Source organism: Roseovarius mucosus DSM 17069, assembly GCF_000768555.3.
In the GTDB taxonomy this organism is placed as follows: Bacteria; Pseudomonadota; Alphaproteobacteria; order Rhodobacterales; family Rhodobacteraceae; genus Roseovarius; species Roseovarius mucosus.
Map to the genome: position 1 here is coordinate 227,800 of NZ_KN293978.2, position 20,767 is coordinate 248,566.

The 20,767-nt window shown below is 63.5% G+C and carries 20 protein-coding genes; 14 read left to right on the forward strand and 6 right to left on the reverse strand.

Going from position 1 to position 20,767, the window contains the following annotated elements; genetic code table 11:
- Nucleotides 1-195: 195 nt before the first annotated feature.
- From rpmH to ROSMUC_RS08140, 6 genes are all read left to right on the forward strand, one after another.
- The gene (gene rpmH / locus ROSMUC_RS08115) at nucleotides 196-330 is read left to right on the forward strand and encodes a 50S ribosomal protein L34 (protein WP_008281032.1); all 135 of its coding nucleotides are present in this window, start codon (nucleotides 196-198) and stop codon (nucleotides 328-330) included.
- A 23-nt stretch (nucleotides 331-353) separates the two neighbouring features.
- On the forward strand, nucleotides 354-779 hold the full coding sequence (gene rnpA / locus ROSMUC_RS08120; protein ID WP_037271537.1) for a ribonuclease P protein component: 426 nt from the start codon (nucleotides 354-356) through the stop codon (nucleotides 777-779).
- Nucleotides 776-1,024, forward strand: a complete 249-nt coding sequence (gene yidD / locus ROSMUC_RS08125; RefSeq protein WP_037271540.1) for a membrane protein insertion efficiency factor YidD — start codon at nucleotides 776-778, stop codon at nucleotides 1,022-1,024. The genes rnpA and yidD overlap by 4 nt, the downstream gene beginning before the upstream one ends.
- A 78-nt stretch (nucleotides 1,025-1,102) precedes the next feature.
- On the forward strand, nucleotides 1,103-2,551 hold the full coding sequence (gene guaB, locus ROSMUC_RS08130) for an IMP dehydrogenase (RefSeq protein WP_037271542.1): 1,449 nt from the start codon (nucleotides 1,103-1,105) through the stop codon (nucleotides 2,549-2,551).
- Between the two features lie 39 nt (nucleotides 2,552-2,590).
- Nucleotides 2,591-3,742: an RsmB/NOP family class I SAM-dependent RNA methyltransferase gene (locus ROSMUC_RS08135; protein ID WP_037271544.1), complete on the forward strand. Its 1,152-nt coding sequence runs from the start codon at nucleotides 2,591-2,593 to the stop codon at nucleotides 3,740-3,742.
- A 99-nt stretch (nucleotides 3,743-3,841) separates the two neighbouring features.
- Entirely contained in the window at nucleotides 3,842-6,151 is a 2,310-nt protein-coding gene (locus ROSMUC_RS08140) for an ATP-binding protein (RefSeq protein WP_037271546.1), read from the forward strand.
- Nucleotides 6,152-6,182: 31 nt separating this feature from the next.
- Here the strand turns inward: ROSMUC_RS08140 and ROSMUC_RS08145 are convergent, their stop codons facing one another.
- Nucleotides 6,183-6,836, reverse strand: a complete 654-nt coding sequence (locus tag ROSMUC_RS08145) for a hypothetical protein (RefSeq protein ID WP_037271548.1) — start codon at nucleotides 6,834-6,836, stop codon at nucleotides 6,183-6,185.
- Between the two features lie 191 nt (nucleotides 6,837-7,027).
- On the opposite strand from ROSMUC_RS08145, the gene recA reads away from it, so the two are divergent.
- From recA to ROSMUC_RS08170, 5 genes are all read left to right on the forward strand, one after another.
- Nucleotides 7,028-8,101: a recombinase RecA gene (recA, locus tag ROSMUC_RS08150; RefSeq protein ID WP_037271551.1), complete on the forward strand. Its 1,074-nt coding sequence runs from the start codon at nucleotides 7,028-7,030 to the stop codon at nucleotides 8,099-8,101.
- A 137-nt stretch (nucleotides 8,102-8,238) separates the two neighbouring features.
- On the forward strand, nucleotides 8,239-10,914 hold the full coding sequence (gene alaS / locus ROSMUC_RS08155) for an alanine--tRNA ligase (RefSeq protein ID WP_037271990.1): 2,676 nt from the start codon (nucleotides 8,239-8,241) through the stop codon (nucleotides 10,912-10,914).
- Between the two features lie 10 nt (nucleotides 10,915-10,924).
- Nucleotides 10,925-11,209 carry a DUF1330 domain-containing protein gene (locus ROSMUC_RS08160; protein ID WP_037271553.1) on the forward strand — a complete coding sequence of 95 codons (285 nt, stop codon included), beginning with the start codon at nucleotides 10,925-10,927 and terminating at the stop codon, nucleotides 11,207-11,209.
- Between the two features lie 24 nt (nucleotides 11,210-11,233).
- Nucleotides 11,234-11,521: a DUF1330 domain-containing protein gene (locus tag ROSMUC_RS08165; protein WP_037271555.1), complete on the forward strand. Its 288-nt coding sequence runs from the start codon at nucleotides 11,234-11,236 to the stop codon at nucleotides 11,519-11,521.
- A gap of 53 nt (nucleotides 11,522-11,574) precedes the next feature.
- On the forward strand, nucleotides 11,575-12,120 hold the full coding sequence (locus tag ROSMUC_RS08170; protein WP_037271558.1) for a histidine phosphatase family protein: 546 nt from the start codon (nucleotides 11,575-11,577) through the stop codon (nucleotides 12,118-12,120).
- A gap of 38 nt (nucleotides 12,121-12,158) precedes the next feature.
- Here the strand turns inward: ROSMUC_RS08170 and typA are convergent, their stop codons facing one another.
- The 3 genes from typA to ROSMUC_RS08185 form a co-directional block, all read right to left on the reverse strand.
- Entirely contained in the window at nucleotides 12,159-13,979 is a 1,821-nt protein-coding gene (gene typA / locus ROSMUC_RS08175) for a translational GTPase TypA (protein WP_037271560.1), read from the reverse strand.
- A gap of 86 nt (nucleotides 13,980-14,065) precedes the next feature.
- Nucleotides 14,066-14,998, reverse strand: a complete 933-nt coding sequence (locus ROSMUC_RS08180; RefSeq protein ID WP_102105898.1) for a GNAT family N-acetyltransferase — start codon at nucleotides 14,996-14,998, stop codon at nucleotides 14,066-14,068.
- Between the two features lie 50 nt (nucleotides 14,999-15,048).
- Nucleotides 15,049-15,564, reverse strand: coding sequence for a single-stranded DNA-binding protein (locus ROSMUC_RS08185; RefSeq protein WP_037271564.1), 516 nt, complete (start codon nucleotides 15,562-15,564; stop codon nucleotides 15,049-15,051).
- 193 nt (nucleotides 15,565-15,757) lie between these two features.
- Here ROSMUC_RS08185 and ROSMUC_RS08190 point away from each other — a divergent pair, with 193 nt between their 5' ends.
- The gene (locus ROSMUC_RS08190) at nucleotides 15,758-16,348 is read left to right on the forward strand and encodes a lytic transglycosylase domain-containing protein (protein WP_037271566.1); all 591 of its coding nucleotides are present in this window, start codon (nucleotides 15,758-15,760) and stop codon (nucleotides 16,346-16,348) included.
- A 12-nt stretch (nucleotides 16,349-16,360) separates the two neighbouring features.
- Here the strand turns inward: ROSMUC_RS08190 and ROSMUC_RS08195 are convergent, their stop codons facing one another.
- Entirely contained in the window at nucleotides 16,361-18,022 is a 1,662-nt protein-coding gene (locus ROSMUC_RS08195) for an ABC transporter substrate-binding protein (protein WP_037271568.1), read from the reverse strand.
- A gap of 93 nt (nucleotides 18,023-18,115) precedes the next feature.
- Entirely contained in the window at nucleotides 18,116-18,922 is an 807-nt protein-coding gene (locus ROSMUC_RS08200; protein WP_037271570.1) for an AraC family transcriptional regulator, read from the reverse strand.
- 206 nt (nucleotides 18,923-19,128) lie between these two features.
- On the opposite strand from ROSMUC_RS08200, the gene ROSMUC_RS08205 reads away from it, so the two are divergent.
- Together ROSMUC_RS08205 and ROSMUC_RS08210 are read left to right on the forward strand one after the other, a co-directional pair.
- Nucleotides 19,129-20,292, forward strand: a complete 1,164-nt coding sequence (locus ROSMUC_RS08205; RefSeq protein ID WP_037271571.1) for an isovaleryl-CoA dehydrogenase — start codon at nucleotides 19,129-19,131, stop codon at nucleotides 20,290-20,292.
- Complete coding sequence (locus tag ROSMUC_RS08210; RefSeq protein WP_037271573.1) at nucleotides 20,289-20,765, forward strand: lysozyme inhibitor LprI family protein; 477 nt, start codon at nucleotides 20,289-20,291, stop codon at nucleotides 20,763-20,765. Before ROSMUC_RS08205 ends, ROSMUC_RS08210 begins: the two co-directional genes overlap by 4 nt.
- Nucleotides 20,766-20,767 lie beyond the last annotated feature (2 nt).

Sequence of the window (20,767 nt, forward strand, 5' to 3'; positions counted from 1 at the left end):
GGGATGACGCCGCGTTGACCCTGTGTTATGCGGGCTTTGTAACACTCGAGGGCGGGTTTGCGGCATGTTTTTGTAGCAAATACCCGGACCGGGGTTTGACACCGCAAAAGGGGCGCTCTATAGGACGGGCTTCGGATAAATATGATCGTTGCGCGATTCCTCAGACGCGTGGCCCAATAAGTCGGAGACGGAGCGATGAAACGCACCTTTCAACCCTCGAACCTCGTTCGCAAGCATCGCCACGGGTTCCGTGCGCGCATGGCCACCAAAGCCGGCCGCAAGATCCTGAACGCGCGTCGCGCCCGGGGCCGCAAGTCGCTCTGCGCATAAGCGCGCGCGACTGCGAGACGACAATGATACCGCCGGAGGCCCCTCGCAGCGATGCAGGGACAACGCCCCCGGCGGTTTCGTCATGTCCGACGCAATCAAATGATCCGCAGAAATGGACGGTGCTGCGCAAGCGCGCCGATTTTCTGGCGGCGGCGCGTGCACGGCGGCAGGGCACAGGCAGCATGCTGGTGCAGGGGCGTGACCGGCGCGATGGTGATCTGGCAATCCGGGTTGGATTTACCTGCTCCAAGAAGGTCGGCAATGCCGTGGCGCGCAATCGTGCCAAGCGGCGGCTGCGCGCATTGGCGCGCGAGCTCTTGCCTGCTCAGGGCATTCCCGGCTGGGATTATGTGCTGATCGGCAAGGCGGAAGAGACCGGCGCGCGCCCTTATGACGCGCTCAGACGTGACCTGTGCTACGCGTTGCGCAAGCTGGCGGGCGGGGCATGAGCCCGTTTGCGCATGTGCTGGCGCTGCCTATCCGGGCCTATCGTTTGATCCTGAGCCCCTGGGTGGGCTGGCATTGCCGCTATCACCCGACCTGCAGCCATTATGCGCTGGAGGCGCTCGAGAAGCACGGCGCGCTGCGCGGGGGCCTGTTGGCGGGCTGGCGCATCCTGCGCTGCAACCCTTGGGGACAGTGTGGCCATGACCCGGTGCCGGAGCCGCGGCAGAGGCGGCACCGCGCGGAATAAAAGGTCGAATCGCCCTTTTACCCCAAGCCTATCCATGCAATAGGGAAGCGCCAAACGAGCTGTCCATGGAGATATGCGATGGAGATTCGCGAGGCCCTCACCTTTGATGATGTTCTGCTGGTGCCGGCGGCATCGACTGTGCTGCCCAATACGGCGGACACACGGACGCGCGTGACGCAATCCATCACGCTCAACATCCCGCTACTGAGCTCGGCCATGGATACCGTGACCGAGGCGCGCATGGCGATTTCGATGGCGCAATCGGGCGGCATGGGGGTGATTCACCGCAACCTGACCATCGAGGAGCAGGCCCGCGAGGTGCGCCGCGTCAAACGGTTCGAGAGCGGGATCGTCTATAACCCGATCACGCTCACGCCCGATCAGACGCTGGCCGATGCCAAGGCGCTGCAGGACCGTTACAACGTCACCGGCTTTCCGGTGGTGGATGAGACAGGGCGCGTGGTCGGGATCGTGACCAATCGCGACATGCGCTTTGCCGAGGATGACCGCACCCCGGTGCGGGTGATGATGACAAGCAACGATCTGGCGATCCTGCAAGAGCCTGCCGATCGCGACGAGGCCAAGAGCCTGATGAAGGCGCGGCGGATCGAGAAACTGCTGGTGACGGATAAGTCGGGCAAGCTGACGGGCCTCTTGACGCTGCGTGACACAGAACAGGCGGTGCTCAATCCGACGGCGTGCAAGGATGATCTGGGGCGCTTGCGGGTGGCTGCGGCCTCGACGGTCGGCGATGCCGGGTTCGAGCGGTCGCAGGCTTTGATTGATGCGGGCGTCGATATGGTGGTGATCGATACCGCGCATGGCCATTCCGAGGGCGTGGCGCGCGCTGTCGAGCGGATCAAGGCGCTGACCAATGCCGTGCAGGTGGTGGCGGGCAATGTTGCCACCGCCGAGGCCACGCGCGCCCTGATCGGGGCGGGGGCCGATGCGGTCAAGGTGGGTATTGGCCCGGGCAGCATCTGTACCACGCGGATGGTCGCGGGCGTGGGTGTGCCGCAGCTGACCGCTGTGATGGACTGCGCGCGCGCCGCCGGTGACGTGCCGGTGATCGCCGATGGCGGGATCAAGTTCTCGGGCGATTTCGCCAAGGCGATTGCGGCTGGCGCCTCCTGTGCCATGGTGGGCAGCATGCTGGCGGGCACGGATGAGAGCCCCGGTGAGGTCATTCTCTATCAGGGGCGGTCGTTCAAGGCCTATCGCGGCATGGGCAGTCTGGGCGCCATGGCGCGCGGCTCGGCGGATCGGTATTTCCAGAAGGATGCGGCGAGCGACAAGCTGGTGCCCGAAGGGGTCGAGGGGCAGGTGCCCTACAAGGGGGCTGCGGGCAGCGTGATCCATCAGCTTGTCGGCGGGTTGCGGGCCGCGATGGGCTATACCGGCTGTGCCACAGTCGAGGAAATGCGCCACAATTGCCAATTCGTGCGGATTACCGGCGCGGGCCTCAAGGAAAGCCATGTGCATGATGTGCAGATCACTCGCGAGAGCCCGAATTATCGGATTGGCTAAGGGTTTCAGGCTGTTGCGCGGCACTCTTGAGGTGGTGCGATGACTCCCGGCGCGCGGGTTTCCGCCGCGATCGAGGTGTTGGAACGGATCCGCGCGGGCGAGCCTGCGGAAAGGGCGCTGACCAATTGGGCGCGGGGTGCGCGCTATGCCGGGTCCAAAGACCGCGCGGCGCTGCGCGATCATGTGTTCTCGGTGCTGCGCTGTTGGCGGTCTTGTGCTGCGCGCGGCGGCGGCGCGGATGGGCGCGCGCTGATGCTGGGCAGTTTGCGCGGGCAAGGGATTGATCCGGATGAGCTTTTCACAGGTGAGGGACATGCGCCCGCACGGCTGACGGAGGCCGAGCGCGTGGCGGGTGTGCCGGATGCGGCCGCGGCGCGTGATCTGCCGGATTGGCTCTGGGCGCGGTTCGAGGCGTCTTTGGGGGCCACGGCGGAGGCCGCTGCGGCCGCATTGCGCCTGCGGGCGCCGATCATGCTCCGGGTGAATGCGCGGCGCGCGACGCGCGAAGCGGCGCAGGCGCGGTTGGCGGCTGAGGGCGTCGTTGCGCAGCCGGTGGATATTGCCAAGACCGCGCTGCAAGTCATTGAAGGCGAGCGAAAAATTACAACCTCGCAGTGCTATGCCGAGGGTTGGATCGAGCTTCAGGATGGCAGCAGCCAAGCGGCAATGGAGGCGCTTGAGGTGCCGGAGGGCGCGCGGGTGCTGGATTATTGCGCGGGCGGCGGTGGGAAAGCGCTGGCCTTGGCGGCGCGCATGGACGGTGCGTTTTTTGCCCATGACGTGGCCCCGCAACGGATGCGCGACCTGCCCCTGCGGGCGGCGCGTGCGGGGGCTGAGGTGTGTCTTGTCACGCAGCCGGAGGGGCTCTTTGACGTGGTTTTATGCGATGCGCCTTGCTCGGGCAGTGGCACCTGGCGGCGCAGCCCCGAGGCGAAATGGGCTCTGACGCCCGCGCGGCTGACGGAATTGACCGAAATCCAGAGGCAGATTCTGTCAGAGGCGGCATCCCTGATCGCATCGGGCGGGCTGTTGGCCTATGCGACATGCTCTGTTTTAAAAGAGGAAAACCAAGAGGTTATCAATCGTTTCTTAAGTGAAAATTCTGAATGGGTGCTGCGTGATACCCGGCATTGGCCGATCTCGGAAACGGGAGATGGATTCTATCTTGCGCAACTCAGAAGGGTTTCTTGATGGACCATCAACCTTGACGTGTGGTTTTGGCGGCCGTTAAGTCTCGTTTAACTCTTGGCCCTTAGACAGGGTGCAGGAATCGTGAAGCGAGGGCACGGCGTGGCGTTTTTCCCGCAGTCAGGGGGGCAGTTTCAGCAAGCGGCGCTGCGGCTTGGCCCGCGTGCGGGAATATTGGGGCTGGCGGCGGTGCTCTTTGCGGTCACGGCGCTGCTGCTGCCGCCCGGACAGGGCCAGCGGCTGCTTTGGCTGGTGGGGGCCACGCTCGGGTTTGCCGCACTGTGGATCGTGATGATCAACGCACGCAGCAAACAGCGCGCCGCGGGGCAACGGCAGGTGGTTACGGGCCTGGCACAGGAGATGCTCGAGGCGGACCCGGTGCCGCTTGTTCTGGCCGAGGTCGAAGGGCGTCTCGTTCATGCCAACGCCGCCGCGCGGCGGCTATTGGCGGCGGACCGGGCCACCACGCTCGCGGGGGCGCTGCGCGAGGTTATGGCCAATCCCGGCCCTATTCTCTTTCGGATGGAAACGCGTGCCTTGGCCAAGGGGGCGTCGGTCGAGGATCTTGTGACCCGGGGCGGGCATCTGCGGATCAGCGTGCATCGCTCGGGGGCCGATCATTTTCTGTGGCGGATCGAGACATCCACCGAGCATACCCCGCGCGACGCCGAGGCGCAGACCCTGCCGATGCTGACCCTTGGCCGTCGCGACGCCGTATTGTTCATGAATGCTGCGGCGCGTGATCTGGTGGGGGAACGGGTGCGGACGTTGGACCGGCTTTGCGTCACGCCGCCGCTGCGCCCCGGTGAGGTCAATGACATCGCCACCCCTGACGGCCCCGCGCCCTGCCTTGTGGTGGTGCGCGAGGGCACGGCGGGGCGACGTGAGATTTTCCTCTTGCCCGGGGTCGAGGAGGGCGCGCGTGCGCCGGACGGCTGGACATTTTTCGATGCCTTGCCGGTCCCTCTCTTGAAGCTCTCGGCGCAGGGGTTGATCCAGCTCTCGAACCGGCCCGCGCGCGAATTGCTGGGGCTTGAGAGCGTGGCCGACCTGAGCCTGGGCGATACGCTGGAGGGGTTGGGGCGGTCGATCACCGACTGGTTGGGGGATGCGGCGGCGGGGCGCGGCACGGTCCATGCCGAATTTCTGCGCGTGCGTCGAGAGGACCGCGAGGTCTTCGTGCAGGTCACGCTGAACCGCACGATGGAGGCGGAGGAGCCGGTTTTGATCGCGGTGCTGAGCGATGCGACCGAGCTCAAGACGCTGGAGGCGCAATTCGTCCAAAGCCAGAAGATGCAGGCGATCGGCCAACTCGCCGGGGGGGTTGCGCATGATTTCAACAATCTCCTGACCGCGATTTCAGGGCATTGCGACCTCTTGCTCTTGCGGCACGATCAGGGGGATCCCGATTTCGGTGATCTCATGCAGATCAATCAGAATGCCAACCGTGCAGCCGCCTTGGTCAGTCAATTGCTGGCCTATTCGCGCAAGCAGACGCTGCGCCCCGAAGTGATCGATCTGCGCGACACCCTGGCGGACCTCACGCATCTGCTCAACCGGTTGGTGGGGGAGAAGATCGCCCTCTCGCTCAGCCACGATCCAACGCTGGCGGCTATTCGCGCCGACAAGCGACAGTTGGAACAGGTGTTGATGAACCTCGTGGTGAATTCGCGCGATGCGATGCCGACGGGGGGCGATATTCGGATCGTCACCCAGAATGTGACCTTGACCGAGCCGCTGTGCCGGGACCGGGCGGTGGTGCAGCCGGGGCGCTATGTCTCAGTGCAGGTGATCGACGAAGGCGCGGGGATCGCGCCGGACAAGCTGCAAAAGGTGTTCGAGCCGTTTTTTACCACCAAACGTCTCGGCGAGGGCACCGGGCTTGGCCTTTCTACCGCCTATGGCATCGTCAAGCAGACCGGCGGGTTCATCTTTGTGGATAGCACGCCGGGAGAGGGCACCTGTTTTCAATTGCTGTTTCCGGCCTATGCGGGCGAGGAACGTGGCCCCCATGAGGGGCCGCGTCTGGCCCCCTCTGAGACACGTGGCAGTGGCGTGGTGCTGCTGGTGGAGGACGAGGCTCCGGTGCGGGCCTTTGCCAGCCGGGCGCTGCAACTGCGTGGCTTTACCGTGCTCGAGGCGGAGTCGGCCGAAGATGCGCTGGAAATCCTCGACGATGCGGACCTGCATGTGGATGTGTTTGTCACCGATGTGGTGATGCCCGGGATCGACGGGCCCGGCTGGGTGCGGCAGGCGCTGACGCGCCGGCCTGCGGCGCGGGTTGTGTTCATGTCAGGCTATGCCGAAGAAACCTTCGGCGACCGGCAGGCGTGTATTCCGCAGTCGGTGTTCCTGCCCAAACCCTTTTCGCTCAATGAATTGACAGAGACGGTGCAGCGCCAGTTGATGTGACGCTGACGGCGGAGGTGGAGGGGCGCGATGCTCAGGTCTGCGCGTCTGGCTCTGGTTTTTCTCGGGCGGGCAGAGGCGTGTAGTTGCCACCTGCACCGATCCCGGACCAGAGCGTGAAATCCGCGGCATATTTGCGTTGCAACCGCGCCTCGATTCGGGGCGAGAGGGTAAGTGGCAGGGCAGGTGAGCGGTTGAGCGGCGCGGGCTCGACCGCCACGCCAAGCCGGGCGGAGAGAAAGCTGCGCAGCCCCGCCTGATCCTCGTAGCGGAAAAGATGGGTGACATGGGCCCCGCTGCGTTGGGGTTCCAGGAACTTGGCCTGACTGCCGACCCGTGCGCAGGGCGGCGGCTCGCCGGTGCAATAGGCGCTCACGAAGTCATCGAAGCTGAGCCCCTCGGTGCTGTTGGCGTGACCGGCAAGCTCCGGGCGCTGCCGGTAGCGATACCAACTCCCGAGCCAGTCGCGCGGTTCGCGCATCACGGCCGCAATGTCAAACGCCCCGTCAAAGAACCGCTCGATCATCGGGCGAAAGAATCGGTTGTAGCGAAACACCGGCGCATGTTTGAGCTCGGGCGGGGCCGAAACGGCCATGGCGGCATAAGGGGCGAGGGCGGTCTCATAGGCGGTGCTGCCGGTCTTGGGAACCGACAGGAGCACCAACCGCGCCTTGGAAAACACCAACATTTGCGCCTCTCGCCCTGAAATTACATCGGTTTCGACTTGTGTAAACTACTTGTTAATCTTGCGAGCGGAAAGTGGGGCCACCAGAATTTTCTTGAAATGTTCGCATTTTGTCCGCATAGAGGTGAGAACAAGAGGTGAACGCAGGCAATGATTGCTGCCCGTGACAGGGTGTGGAATAAGGGGCTGAACAAATGGCAACGGCAGATCTTCTCTCGATGGACAACAAGCGGAACGCGGACAAGCAAAAGGCGCTCGACAGCGCGCTGGCGCAGATCGAACGACAGTTCGGTAAAGGCTCGATCATGAAGCTGGGCGGCGACAATGTCATCAAGGACATCGAGGCCACATCGACCGGATCGCTGGGCCTTGATATTGCCCTTGGCATCGGCGGTATTCCCAAAGGGCGGATCGTGGAGATTTATGGCCCCGAAAGCTCTGGCAAGACCACACTCACGCTGCATTGCGTGGCGGAGGAGCAGAAGAAAGGCGGGGTTTGCGCCTTTGTCGATGCCGAACATGCGCTTGATCCGGTCTATGCCCGCAAGCTCGGGGTTGATCTGGACGAATTGCTGATTTCACAACCGGATACGGGCGAACAGGCACTCGAGATCGTCGATACATTGGTGCGCTCGGGTGCGGTGAGCATGATTGTGGTCGATTCCGTGGCCGCCCTGACACCCAAATCGGAGCTTGAGGGGGACATGGGCGACAGCAGCGTCGGTGTGCATGCCCGTCTGATGAGTCAGGCAATGCGCAAGCTCACGGGGTCGATCAGCCGCACCAATTGCACCGTCATCTTCATCAACCAGATCCGCATGAAGATCGGCGTGATGTTCGGCAGCCCTGAAACCACCACCGGGGGCAATGCGCTGAAATTCTACAGCTCCGTTCGTCTGGATATCCGGCGCATCGGCTCGATCAAGGATCGCGACGAGGTGGTGGGCAACTCGACCCGCGTCAAGGTGGTCAAGAACAAGGTGGCACCGCCCTTCAAGCAGGTTGAATTCGACATCATGTTCGGCGAGGGGATCAGCAAGACGGGAGAATTGATTGATCTCGGGGTCAAGGCCGGCGTGGTCGATAAATCCGGCAGCTGGTACAGCTATGGCGACCAGCGGATTGGGCAGGGGCGTGAGAATACCAAGACCTTTCTGCGTGACAATCCTGCCCTCGCGATTGAGATCGAGGACAAGATCCGAGCCTCGCATGGGCTTGATTTCCACATGAGCGATAGCTCTGACGACGGCGATATCATGGAAGCCTGAGCGCCGCTTGGGCAAATCGTGACAGACCTCAAAAGGCTCGGGCGATGCCCGGGCCTTTTTCTTGCGGTGGACATGCCCGGACGGCCCCGTTAAATCAGCGGAACGCAGGCCCACACACGCCCCGGAAAGAGATGCCCATGCCCACGCTGAATGAAATCCGTTCCACCTTTCTGAGCTTCTTCGAGCGCAACGATCACCGTGTTGTCGACAGCTCGCCGCTTGTGCCGCGCAACGATCCGACGTTGATGTTCACAAATTCCGGCATGGTGCAGTTCAAGAACTGTTTCACGGGGGTAGAGCATCGTGATTACGTGCGCGCCACCACCAGCCAGAAATGTGTGCGTGCGGGTGGCAAGCATAACGATCTGGACAATGTGGGCTATACCGCGCGGCATCACACCTTTTTCGAGATGCTGGGCAATTTCAGCTTTGGCGATTATTTCAAGGAACAGGCGATCCCCTATGCGTGGGACCTCTTGACCAAGGATTTCGGGATCGACAAATCCAAGCTCTTGGTCACGGTTTACCATACCGATGACGAGGCGGCGGGCATCTGGAAGAAATACGCGGGCCTCAGCGATGACCGGATCATCCGGATCAAGACGGATGACAATTTCTGGTCGATGGGCCCGACCGGCCCCTGTGGCCCCTGCACCGAGATTTTCTATGATCATGGCGACAGCATCTGGGGCGGCCCTCCGGGCAGCGCCGAGGAAGATGGTGACCGGTTCATCGAAATCTGGAACCTCGTCTTCATGCAGAACGAGCGGTTCGAGGATGGCTCGATGCGGGCGCTTGACATGCAGTCGATCGACACGGGCATGGGGCTTGAGCGGATCGGGGCGCTCTTGCAGGGCAAGCACGACAATTACGACACCGATTTGATGCGCAGCCTGATCGAGGCGAGCGCGCATGTGACGAGCCAGGACCCCGATGGACCGGGCCGGGTGCATCATCGGGTGATCGCGGATCACCTGCGCTCGACCTCGTTCCTGATGGCGGATGGGGTGATGCCTTCGAACGAGGGACGCGGCTATGTGCTGCGGCGGATCATGCGGCGGGCGATGCGGCATGCGCATATGCTTGGCGCGAAGGATCCTGTGATGCATCGGCTGGTGCCGGCGCTGGTGGCGCAGATGGGGCAGGCATTCCCCGAACTGGGTCGGGCGCAGGCGATGATCGAAGAGACACTGAAGCTGGAAGAAACGCGGTTCAAGCAGACGCTGGAGCGCGGATTGCGCCTGCTTGATGAAGAGGTGACAGGGCTGGAAGAGGGGGCGGCGCTGCCGGGGGCAACGGCATTCAAGCTCTATGACACCTATGGTTTCCCCCTCGACCTCACGCAGGATGCGCTGCGCGAGAAGGGGCGCGAGGTGGATACCGACGGTTTTGACGCCGCGATGGCCGAGCAGAAGGCCAAGGCGCGGGCGGCCTGGGCCGGCACCGGCGAGGCGGCAGATCAGGCCGTGTGGTTCGATATTGCAGAGGAAAAAGGCGGAACGGATTTCCTCGGCTATGACACGGAGCGGGCCGAGGGGCAGATCGTGGCCTTGGTGCGTGATGGGGCGCGCGTGACCGTGGCGGCCGCAGGAGAAAGAGTGCAGATCGTGTTGAACCAGACGCCGTTTTACGCGGAATCCGGCGGGCAGGTCGGTGATAGTGGCCTGCTCAAGACCGAGAGTGGCCAGGTGCGTGTGACCGACACCAAGAAAGTGGCAGGTGTTTTCGTGCATGTTGCCGTGGTGGAAACGGGCGAGGTCAAGGCGGGGCAGGCCGCTCAGTTGGAGGTGGATCACACCCGCCGCAGCGCCATCCGGGCCAATCACTCGGCGACGCATCTCTTGCATGAGGCGTTGCGCGGTGCGCTTGGCGAGCACGTGGCGCAGCGCGGATCGCTCAATGCCGAGGATCGGTTGCGGTTCGATTTCAGCCACACCAAGGCGCTGAGTGCCGAGGAGTTGGAGCGGGTCGAGCGCGAGGTCAACGATTATATCCGCCAGAATGCGGCGGTCGAGACGCGGATCATGACCCCCGATGACGCGCGGGCACTTGGGGCGCAGGCGCTATTCGGTGAGAAATACGGCGACGAGGTGCGGGTCGTGTCGATGGGGCAGGCCGAGGGATCGGGCAAGGGGGCCGATGGGCGGACCTATTCGATCGAGCTGTGTGGCGGCACGCATGTGCGGCGCACGGGCGATATCGGTGTCTTCGTCGCACTTGGCGACTCGGCGTCGAGTGCCGGTGTGCGGCGGATCGAGGCGCTGACCGGGGCGGCGGCGTTCGACTATCTGAGCGGGCAGGCGGCGCGTCTGGGGCAGGTGGCCTCGGAGTTGAAGGCGCGGCCCGAGGATGTGGCAGAGCGCGTGAAGGCGCTGATGGACGAGCGGCGCGCGCTGGCCAATGAGGTGGCGCAACTGCGCCGCGAGCTGGCGATGTCGGGCGGGGCCGGGCAAGGTGGCGGTGCCGCGCCGCTTGAGGTGGGCGGTGTCAAGGTTATCGCGCAGGTGCTCTCGGGGGTGCAGGGCAAGGATCTGCCGCCGCTGATTGACGAGCATAAGGCGCGGCTTGGCTCTGGTGCGGTCTTGCTTATTGCGGATACCGGCGGCAAGGTGGCTGTGGCGGCGGGCGTGACCGAGGATTTGACCGACCGGATTTCGGCGGTCGAGATGGTGCGCGCGGCGGTGGCCGAACTGGGCGGCAAGGGCGGCGGTGGCCGCCCGGACATGGCGCAGGGCGGCGGCACGAGCATGGACGGGGCCGAGGCGGCGATTGCGGCGGCGACCGGGGTTATCGAGGGGGTCATGACCTCCTAGGGGAGGATGGATGAGCGCCTATATCATTGCCCGGATTACCGTGACAAATCCGCAGGATTATCAATCCTATGCCAGCCAGACCGTAGCGACAGCAGAGAAATTCGGCGGGCGGTTTCTGGTCAAGGGAGGCGCGCAAGAGGTGCTGGAGGGCAATTGTCCCGACCGGCATGTCATCATCGAATTCCCCGACCGGGCGACGGCGCTGGCGTGGTATGGCTCTGACGCCTATCGGCGCATCTTGCCGCTGGCGCTGAACAGCAGCGAGCGTGATATTGTCCTCGTGGATGGTATTTAACTGAAAAAACAGGAGATTTATGCGATGCCAGCCCTCTGGATTGCCCATGTGACCGTGACCGATAGCGAGGCCTATGGGCGCTATGCCGCTCTGGCCGGACCGGCGATTGCCAAGCATGGCGGCGTGTTCATCGCCCGTGGGGGCCGGTTCGTGCAGTTGGAGGGCAAGGAGCGTCCACGCAATGTGGTGGCGCGGTTCCCGAGTGTTGAGGATGCTGAGGCCTGTTACCACAGCCCCGAGTATCAGGCCGCGCTCGATCATGCGCGGGGCGCATCCGAGCGGGAATTGGTGATCGTCGAGATCACGGAATAGTCTGGACCGGATGACGTCTGGCCCTAGGTCCTGCGTAGAAGCAGGAGTGGGCGATGCGTATTTTATTGACAATTTGGCTGCTGGTGGCGGGCAACCTGGCCGGGGCTGCGGAGCTATCCGCGCTCAAGGCGCCGGGTGTCGTCGCCTTGATGCGGCATGCCTTGGCGCCAGGGACGGGTGATCCTGCGGCGTTTCAATTGGGCGATTGTGCGACGCAGCGCAATCTGGATGCGCGGGGGCGGGCGCAGGCACGAGAGACCGGGGCGGCATTGCGGGCCGCGGGGGTGGCGTTTGATCACGTCTGGTCAAGCCGCTGGTGCCGGGCGCGTGACACGGCGCGGTTGATGGATATGGGGCGGGTGGTGGAACAGCCACCGCTCGATTCCTTTTATGCAGGTTGGGGCGATGCCGAGGGGCAAACCGAAGCGACATTGCGGATGATCGAGGCGCTGCCAGACGCTGCGCGGGTGCTGATCGTAACCCATCAGGTCAATATCACGGCGCTTACCGGTCTTGGTGTGGGATCGGGCGAGATCATCGTGACGCGGCGGGGTCCATACGGGCTGATCCCCGTGGGCCGCTCTATGATTGCCCCCTGAAAGCAAAAGCCCCGGCACGAGGGCCGGGGCGATTGGTGTCAGTCCTTTTTCGACATGCGCTTGCGCTCATGCGGGTCGAGATAGCGTTTGCGCAGGCGGATCGACTGCGGTGTCACCTCGACCAATTCATCATCGTCGATATAGGCGATGGCCTCTTCCAGGCTCATGGTGATTGGCGTGGTCAGGCGCACGGCCTCGTCTGTGCCGGAGGCGCGGACGTTGGTCAACTTCTTGCCCTTGAGGGGGTTCACCTCGAGGTCGTTGTCGCGGCTATGCTCGCCGATGATCATGCCGGTATAGACCTTGGCCTGTGCGCCAAGGAACATGCGGCCCCGCTCTTCGAGGTTCCAGAGGGCATAGGCGACAGCCTCGCCATTCTCCATCGAAATGAGCACGCCGGCGCGCCGACCGGGGATCGGGCCGCGGTGCGGGGCCCAAGAATGGAACACCCGGTTGAGCACGCCCGTGCCCCGCGTGTCGGTGAGGAATTCGCCATGATAGCCGATGAGGCCGCGCGAGGGCACATGGGCGATGATGCGGGTCTTGCCCGCGCCCGAGGGTTTCATTTCGACCAGATCGCCGCGGCGGGGGCCAGTGATCTTTTCGATCACGGCGCCGGTGTATTCGTCGTCCACGTCGATGGTGACTTCTTCGATCGGCTCCAGCCGCTCGCCCTTGTCGCCTTCGCGCATGAGAACTTGCGGGCGGGAGATGCTGAGCTCAAAACCTTCGCGGCGCATGTTCTCGATCAGCACGCCCATCTGCAATTCGCCGCGCCCGGCCACCTCGAAGGCGTCGCCGCCCGGTGTGTCGGTCACTTTGATGGCGACGTTCGATTCGGCCTCTTTCATCAGGCGTTCGCGGATCACCCGGCTCTGGACTTTTTTGCCTTCGCGTCCGGCAAGCGGGCTGTCGTTGATGCCGAAGGTGACGGTGATGGTGGGCGGATCAATCGGCTGCGCCTCGATCGGTTCCTCGACCGCGAGGGCGCAGATTGTATCCGCGACGGTCGCCTTGGACATGCCTGCGAGGCTGACGATATCACCGGCAGTGGCCTCTTCGATGTCCTGGCTGGAGAGGCCGCGGAAGGCCTGAATCCGGGTTACGCGGAATTGTTCGATTTTCTGGCCAATGCGGCTGAGGGCCTGCACGGTCTGACCCACCTTGAGGCGGCCCGATTCGACACGGCCCGTGAGCAGGCGACCGACAAAGGGATCGGCCCCGAGCGTGGTGGCCAACATGCGGAAATCCTCGTCGACATGCGCGAGTTGTTTCGGCGCAGGCACATGGTTCACGATCAGTTCGAACAGCGCGGAGAGATCCTTGCGCGGGCCCTCAAGCTCGTGATCGGCCCAGCCGGCGCGGCCCGAGGCATACATATGCGGGAAGTCGAGCTGATCGTCATTGGCATCGAGCGAGGCGAAGAGATCGAAACATTCGTTCAGCGCGCGGTCGGGTTCGGCATCGGGTTTGTCGACCTTGTTGAGCACGACGATGGGACGCAACCCGAGGCGGAGCGCCTTGGAGGTCACGAATTTCGTTTGCGGCATCGGGCCTTCGGCGGCGTCGACCAGAAGGACAACCCCATCGACCATGGACAGGATACGCTCGACCTCGCCGCCGAAATCGGCGTGGCCGGGGGTATCGACGATGTTGATGCGCGTCTTTTTATAGAGGACGCTGGTGGGTTTGGCGAAGATGGTGATGCCGCGCTCGCGTTCCAGATCGTTGCTGTCCATGGCGCGTTCGTCCACGGCCTGATTGGCGCGAAAAGCGCCGGATTGTTTCAGCAATTGGTCGACGAGCGTGGTTTTGCCGTGGTCGACGTGGGCGATGATAGCGATATTGCGCAGATCCATGGGGTGTAGCTGTCCTGACATTGTTCGCCTGCGCCCTATACGCCGCGACGCGGAAAGACCAGAGGCAAAGCGCCCCTGAGGTTGGATCATGCCGCGTGGTTGTGTCGCTTTGGGAACAGGGGGGTAACACGGGGCAGCGCCAGCATACTCGGACCGAGGCGTTGTGCCAAGGCACCGCTGCCCAGCTTGAAGCGTGCAAGGCCCGGAGCGTGCGTGGTATCTGCGGGGCCGAGATCGAGCCGCGCAATGCCGCGATCCGCCAGGGCATTGGCGGCCTGCCAGAGAAGGAGTGTGTGCGCCGAGCGACGACGTCCCTCCGGGCCGGTCCACCCGATGTGATAGGTGGCAGTGTCGCCATGGGTGAGGATCAGCAGATGCGCCACATGCTGCCCGCAGTGCTGCGCCGACCAGATCCGCGCGGCCCCTGGGTTTTGCGCGGCATAGGCCAGCGTAAAGGCCGCGGGCAGGGCGCGGTATCGGCGCGCGCGCTGTTGCGCGACCTCTTGGCTGAGCAGATCCCGGTGCGTGGCGGGATCGAATGCGGATTCATGGAGGATCAGCCCCGCGCCCTGAGCATGGCGCAGGCGGTTGCGCCATTTGCCGTGTTGGGCGGCGAGCCGTGCGGCGCGCGGCGGGCGAAGATCGAGGTTGGCCAGTGTCTGACCGGGGATGAGCGCGCGGTAGCCATGGCGGGCGAGGCAATCGCCCTCGTCTGCGCTGGCGGCATTGGCCAGCCAGGCGCCACCGGGCAGGGTCTGGGGCAATGCGCGGAGAAAGGCATCGCAGTCAGGACCAGGTAGATCCGATGCCCAGATCGGACCGCGCGGCATCCATGTGAAGGAGAGTGGGCCAAGGCGGCGGCGCACCACCTGCGCCTGAGCGATCGATTGGCCGCCTTGCGTGGCGCGAATGGTCTCTACGGTGACCCCTAATGCGCGGAGCGCGCGAGCATAGTGCGGCTGCTGATGCAGCGGGGCCATGCCGGGGGGCGGGGAGGGATCGCAGAGGTACAGGTCCATGCGCCCGATCAGAGCGCAGGGACCGTTAAGGGCGCGTTAAAGCTCGGGCTTCAGAACGGGATGTCGTCATCCATGTCGCGAGAGGGTCGGGCACCGCCGCCACCTGACGCGGGCGCCGGGGCAGAGCCGTAATCGCCGCCATAGTCGCCGCCGTAGCCCTGATCCTGACCGCTGCCATAGCTGCCGCCGCCACCGCCGGAGGCCCCGCCTTCGCCACGGCCATCCAGCATGACGAGGGTTGCGTCAAAGCCCTGAAGAACGATTTCGGTGCTGTATTTGTCCTGACCGGATTGATCCTGCCATTTGCGGGTCTGCAGTTTGCCTTCGAGATAGACCTTGGAGCCCTTGCGCAGATACTGTTCGGCCACGCGCACCAGCCCTTCGGAGAAGATGGCGACGGTGTGCCATTCGGTACGCTCGCGGCGTTCGCCGGTGTTGCGGTCCTTCCATGTTTCGGAGGTGGCGATGCGCAGGTTACAGACCTTGCCGCCGTTCTGAAACGTCCGGACCTCGGGGTCGCGGCCCAGATTGCCGATGAGAATTACTTTGTTGACAGAGCCGGACATCGCGCCCTCCTTGAATCATGCCGTGGTTCGCGTCTGACGGTTACACCACCGCATCGGCGTGAAGGAAAGGTTAAAAATTGTCGTTAAATGCGACGAAACCTGCCGATGCGGGGCAAAGCGGCAAAAGAAGTCTCGAATTCCGTGTCGAATTGCCTATAATGCGGCCAGATAGACGGATGGGGGCAGGACAGGAATGCGGTGGATCGCAAGCGCGCTTGTGGCCTTTGGGCTGGTTGTGCCGAGTTTTGCGGAGGCGGATGTGCTCTCGAGCAAGAGCCGGGTTAGCCTTTTCAAATCTCAGACCAAGGTTCTCGATACCCGCGCGCGTCAGCAATACAACAATTCGGTGCGGCTTCAGCCGGAGCGGGTCAAGACGCCAACGATGTGGGATGATCTGAGCCCGGTTTTCCGGGGTGTCTATCGCGGGCCCTATCTCGACATGGCAAAGCAGGCGGCGCGGCGCTATCAGGTGCCCGAGGACCTGTTCCTGCGGCTGGTGCAGCAGGAGTCGGGCTGGCGGGCGGATGCGCGGTCGCACAAGGGGGCGATTGGGTTGGCGCAGTTGATGCCCGAGACCGCGCGCAATCTGGGGGTCAACCCGCATGATCCGCGCGAGAACCTCGAGGGCGGCGCGCGCTATCTGGCGGAGCAGTATCGCACCTTTGGGTCGTGGCGGCTGGCGCTGGCGGCCTATAATGCGGGGCCGGGCGCCGTGACAAAACACGGAGGCGTGCCGCCCTATGAAGAGACGCGCAATTACGTCAAGGTGATCCTGGGAAGCTGAGTCCGCGCGGGATCAGGCGGCAAATCCGATCTTGTAGAGGTGAATTTCGTTGGCGGGATGCTTTTCGGCGTTGACCACTTGTCCGTTGTGGTGATTGAAGAGCGCGCGCCAGTAGGGCTGGATGATCACGCCCTCGTCGCGCAGGATGGTTTGCAGACGGGCCATGACCGGGCGGCGACGGTCTGGGTCGCTGAGGCGGTTGGCCTCGTTGAGCAGTGTGTCGAATTCCTCATTGGCAAAGCCGCTCTCGTTCCAGGCGGCGTTGGAGCGATAGGCGAGGCTGAGCACCTGCACGTCAAGCGGGCGGTGGTTCCACTGGGTCGCGGAAAAGGGAAACTCGCGCCAATTGGCCCAGAAGTCCGGGCCGGGCAGGATGCGGCGGCGCACGGTTAGGCCAGCGTCGCGCAACTGCGCGGCGACCGCATCGCCGGTGTTGCGCTGCCATTCATCATCCACGGTCACAAGCTCATGTTCAAAGCCGCGAAGGCCTGCCGCCTCTACGATGGCGCGCGCCTCGGTTGGGTCATAAGGGGCGGGGCCGATATCGGCATAGGCGGGGTGGATCGGGCTGACGTGGTGATTGGCGGCCACAGTGCCGCGCCCGTCATAGCCCAGTTCAAGACAGATCGCGTTATCGACGGCGAGCGCCATGGCGCGGCGAATGTCACGGTTGAGATAGGGGTTGGTGCCAACGACACGTGCAGTTTGCGATGCGCGAATGACGGTGGTGGCGGCAGTTTCGGTGCGGGTGCGGGTCCAGCCGATGCCATCCATGGCGTCGATGAAATCACCGACGGTTTCATAGAGAAGGTCGATCTCGCCGCGTTCCGCAGCCCCGAGCCACGCCGAGGGGTTGAGGCCGAGGTCGATGAATTCGACGCGGTCCAGATAGGGCCCGCCGAATACGTCGGTCCCCCACCAGCGGTGATCGGGATGGCGTTCGAGCACGCACCGTTCCCCCGGCACGAGGCTGACGGGGCGAAACGGGCCCGTGCCGATGCCATTGAGAAAGGGATCGCCGCCCTCATAGCTATTATGCACGATGGCAGCGGGATAGTCGGCCATATTGGCGATGACCGAAATGTCGGGTTGCGAGAGGCTGAGCACGAGGGTGAGATCGTCGAGCACGGTGATGGCCCCCGCGCGCGCCTGTCCGGTGTCGGGGTCGATCAGCCCGGCGAAGCGTCCGGCCATGGAATTGCGCTCGGCCGTGGTGTCGCACCAGCGTGCGATGTTGCGGGCGACATCCTGTGCGGTGAAGGGATCGCCATTGTTCCAGGTCACGTCGGCGCGCAGATGGAGGAGATAGCGGGTGGCATCCTCATTCACCTGCCAGCGGTCGAGCAAAATGCCTGTAAAGGTGCCATCGCTCTGATATTCAACGAGATATTCCAGGAATCCACGGGTCTGATTGCCAAGTTCGCTCCAGTCATAGCTGCGCGGATCGGTGAGAGGTTTCACATTCTGCTGAATGCGCAGGGTGCCGCCTTGGGTCGGTGTGGTCTGGGCCTTGGCGGGGGGTGTGAGACCGCCAAGAGCATAGGCCGCAGAGGCACTGAGCCCGAGGGCTGTGGCGCGCGTCAGAAACTCGCGTCGATGCATCCGGCCTGCGCGCAACGCCTCGGCATCGCGGAGAGTGGCGGGGTGCGGTGCGGTCGGGATCTGGCGCGGCATCGGGGGCTTTCGTGGAGTGCGGGGCAATCGGTCCTGGACCATTAGATAATGGGCGTGCTCAAAGCGCAACCCGTCGCGCGGCATCCTTTGCGATCAGTGTGCTGCGGCCATCGGTTTGCGCGTCGCCGCGGCCTGTCGCAGCGCCGAGGGGGTGAGGCCCGTGTGTTGCAGTATAAAGCGCGAGAAATAGGCGGCGCTGCCAAACCCGAGGCTCGCTGCAATTTGGCCGATCGGCAAGTCGCTTGCTTCGAGCAGATCACGGGCCGCGTGCAGGCTTCGTTCGGTCAGAAGGTCGGCGGCGGTGAGGCCCGAGGCCTGTTTGCAGACGCGCGTGAGATGGGTGGGTGTCACGCCCAGCGCGCGGGCATAGACCGCCATGGCGCGCCCACTGGTGTAATCGCGGGCCACAAGAGCGGCGTAGGCCTGCATCAACCGGGCGCTGGAATTGGGCCGTTCCTGCGGGCCTTGGGCAATCATGGTGCGGCGCAGCCAGACGGTGAGCATCCGCGCCTGAGCATTGAGCGCCTCGTCCATGAAATCGCGGTGTGCGGATTGTTCGCGCTGCATTGCCTCGAGGATGGCAGTGAGTTCGTTCTGACCGGTTACGTCGCGGATACGTAGGTGTTGGGCATGGTCTGGCATCAGGATCGGGCCACCCGCAGGCAAGAGGCAGACCTGACCAAAGCCGGTCTTGCCAAGATCGAGTGAAAACATGGTCCCTGCTGGGATGGCCAGCGCGTTGTGCACGCCGACGCCGCGCCGTACCCCGTCGATGATGGCGATTCCCTGGCCACGGGTGATCCAGATCAACGCGTGATCCGGGCATGAATGCTGAAGCGTGAGGCGCCAATCGGTGCCCCGCGCCCATTGAACCACGGTCTTGATCTCTGCATGTGCCATTCTGAGGGGCCTCAAAAGTCGGGATTAGGCAACTATTACACCCTGAATATGGCAAGTTAGGGGAGAAAGTCTGAAAAATCTAAAAAATGGGCTCGTGTCGGCGGTGCTCTGCCCAAGGTCTGCGCAGGCTTGTGATTGACGGGTGGGGGCAACTGTGTATAAAATGAACAAGTGTTCAATAAATCCGTTTCGGAGGAGGAAGCGCGATGTTCAATGCGGTCATGCAATTTGATTTGGGCGAGGATGTGAATGCCCTGCGTGAGATGGTGCATCGCTGGGCGCAGGAGCGGGTCAAGCCGATGGCCGCAGAGGTGGATCGCAGCAACGCCTTTCCCAACACGCTCTGGCAGGAAATGGGGGATCTCGGCCTTTTGGGCATTACCGTGCCCGAGGAATATGGCGGGGCGGGGATGACCTATCTCGCGCATGTCATCGCGGTCGAGGAAATCGCGCGGGCCTCTGCCTCTGTCTCGCTCAGCTATGGGGCGCATTCCAACCTCTGTGTAAACCAGATCAAGCTGAACGGCACCGAGGCGCAAAAGGCAAAATACCTGCCGGGTCTGGTGAGTGGCGCGCATGTCGGCGCGCTGGCCATGTCCGAGGCGGGGGCGGGCAGCGATGTGGTCAGCATGAAACTGCGCGCCGAGAAGCGGAATGATCGCTACGTTCTCAATGGCACGAAATACTGGATCACCAACGGGCCGGATGCAGATACCCTGGTGGTCTATGCCAAGACCGATCCAGAGGCGGGCAGCAAGGGGATCACGGCGTTTCTGATAGAGAAAACGATGACGGGGTTCAGCACCTCGCCCCATTTCGACAAGCTGGGGATGCGCGGCAGCAATACGGCCGAGTTGATCTTTGACGATGTGGAAGTGCCCTTCGAGAACGTTCTGGGCGAAGAGGGCAAGGGCGTGCGCGTGCTGATGTCGGGCCTCGATTACGAGCGCGTCGTGCTGGCGGGGATCGGCACGGGGATCATGGCGGCCTGTCTCGACGAGATCATGCCCTATCTCGCGGAGCGCAAGCAGTTTGGTCAGCCGATCGGGAATTTCCAGCTCATGCAGGGCAAGATCGCCGATATGTACACGGCGATGAATTCGGCGCGCGCCTATGTCTATGAGGTGGCCAAGGCCTGCGACCGGGGCGATGTGACCCGTCAGGATGCGGCGGCCTGTTGTCTTTACGCCTCCGAGCAGGCGATGGTTCAGGCGCATCAGGCGGTGCAGGCGATGGGCGGTGCCGGATTTCTGGCCGATGCACCTGTCGCGCGGCTTTTCCGCGACGCCAAGCTGATGGAGATCGGGGCGGGCACCTCGGAGATCCGGCGCATGCTGGTTGGCCGCGAGTTGATGGGGGCAATGGCATGAGAGGGCTTCTTGTTGCGGCGCTGATCCTGCCGTGGCCTGCGATGGCGCAGAACCTTGTTTTCGACATCGCGCCGGTCGAGACCTGTCTGGCGACGGGGGGCGGCCAAATGTGCCCCGGCCTCGCGGCGGAGGCGTGCATCAACGCCACCTCTGATGGCTATACCACTGTCGGCATGGGGGCCTGCACCGATTACGAGCGCGCCGTCTGGGACAGGTGGCTGAATGAGGAATATCAGGCGCTGATGATCAAGCTCAAGGCGCAGGATGCCGAGGCCATGTCCTATGCTCCCAAGCAGGCTGACGCCTTGCGCGAGATGCAGCGGGCCTGGATCGGGTTCCGCGATGCGAAATGCGCCTATGTCGCGTCGCAATGGGGTGGTGGCACGGGGGCCGGTCCGGCGTCGGTCAGCTGTCATCTGCATGAGACCGCGAGTCAGCTGTTCTATCTGCAATCGAGCCAATTCGGGGAGTGATC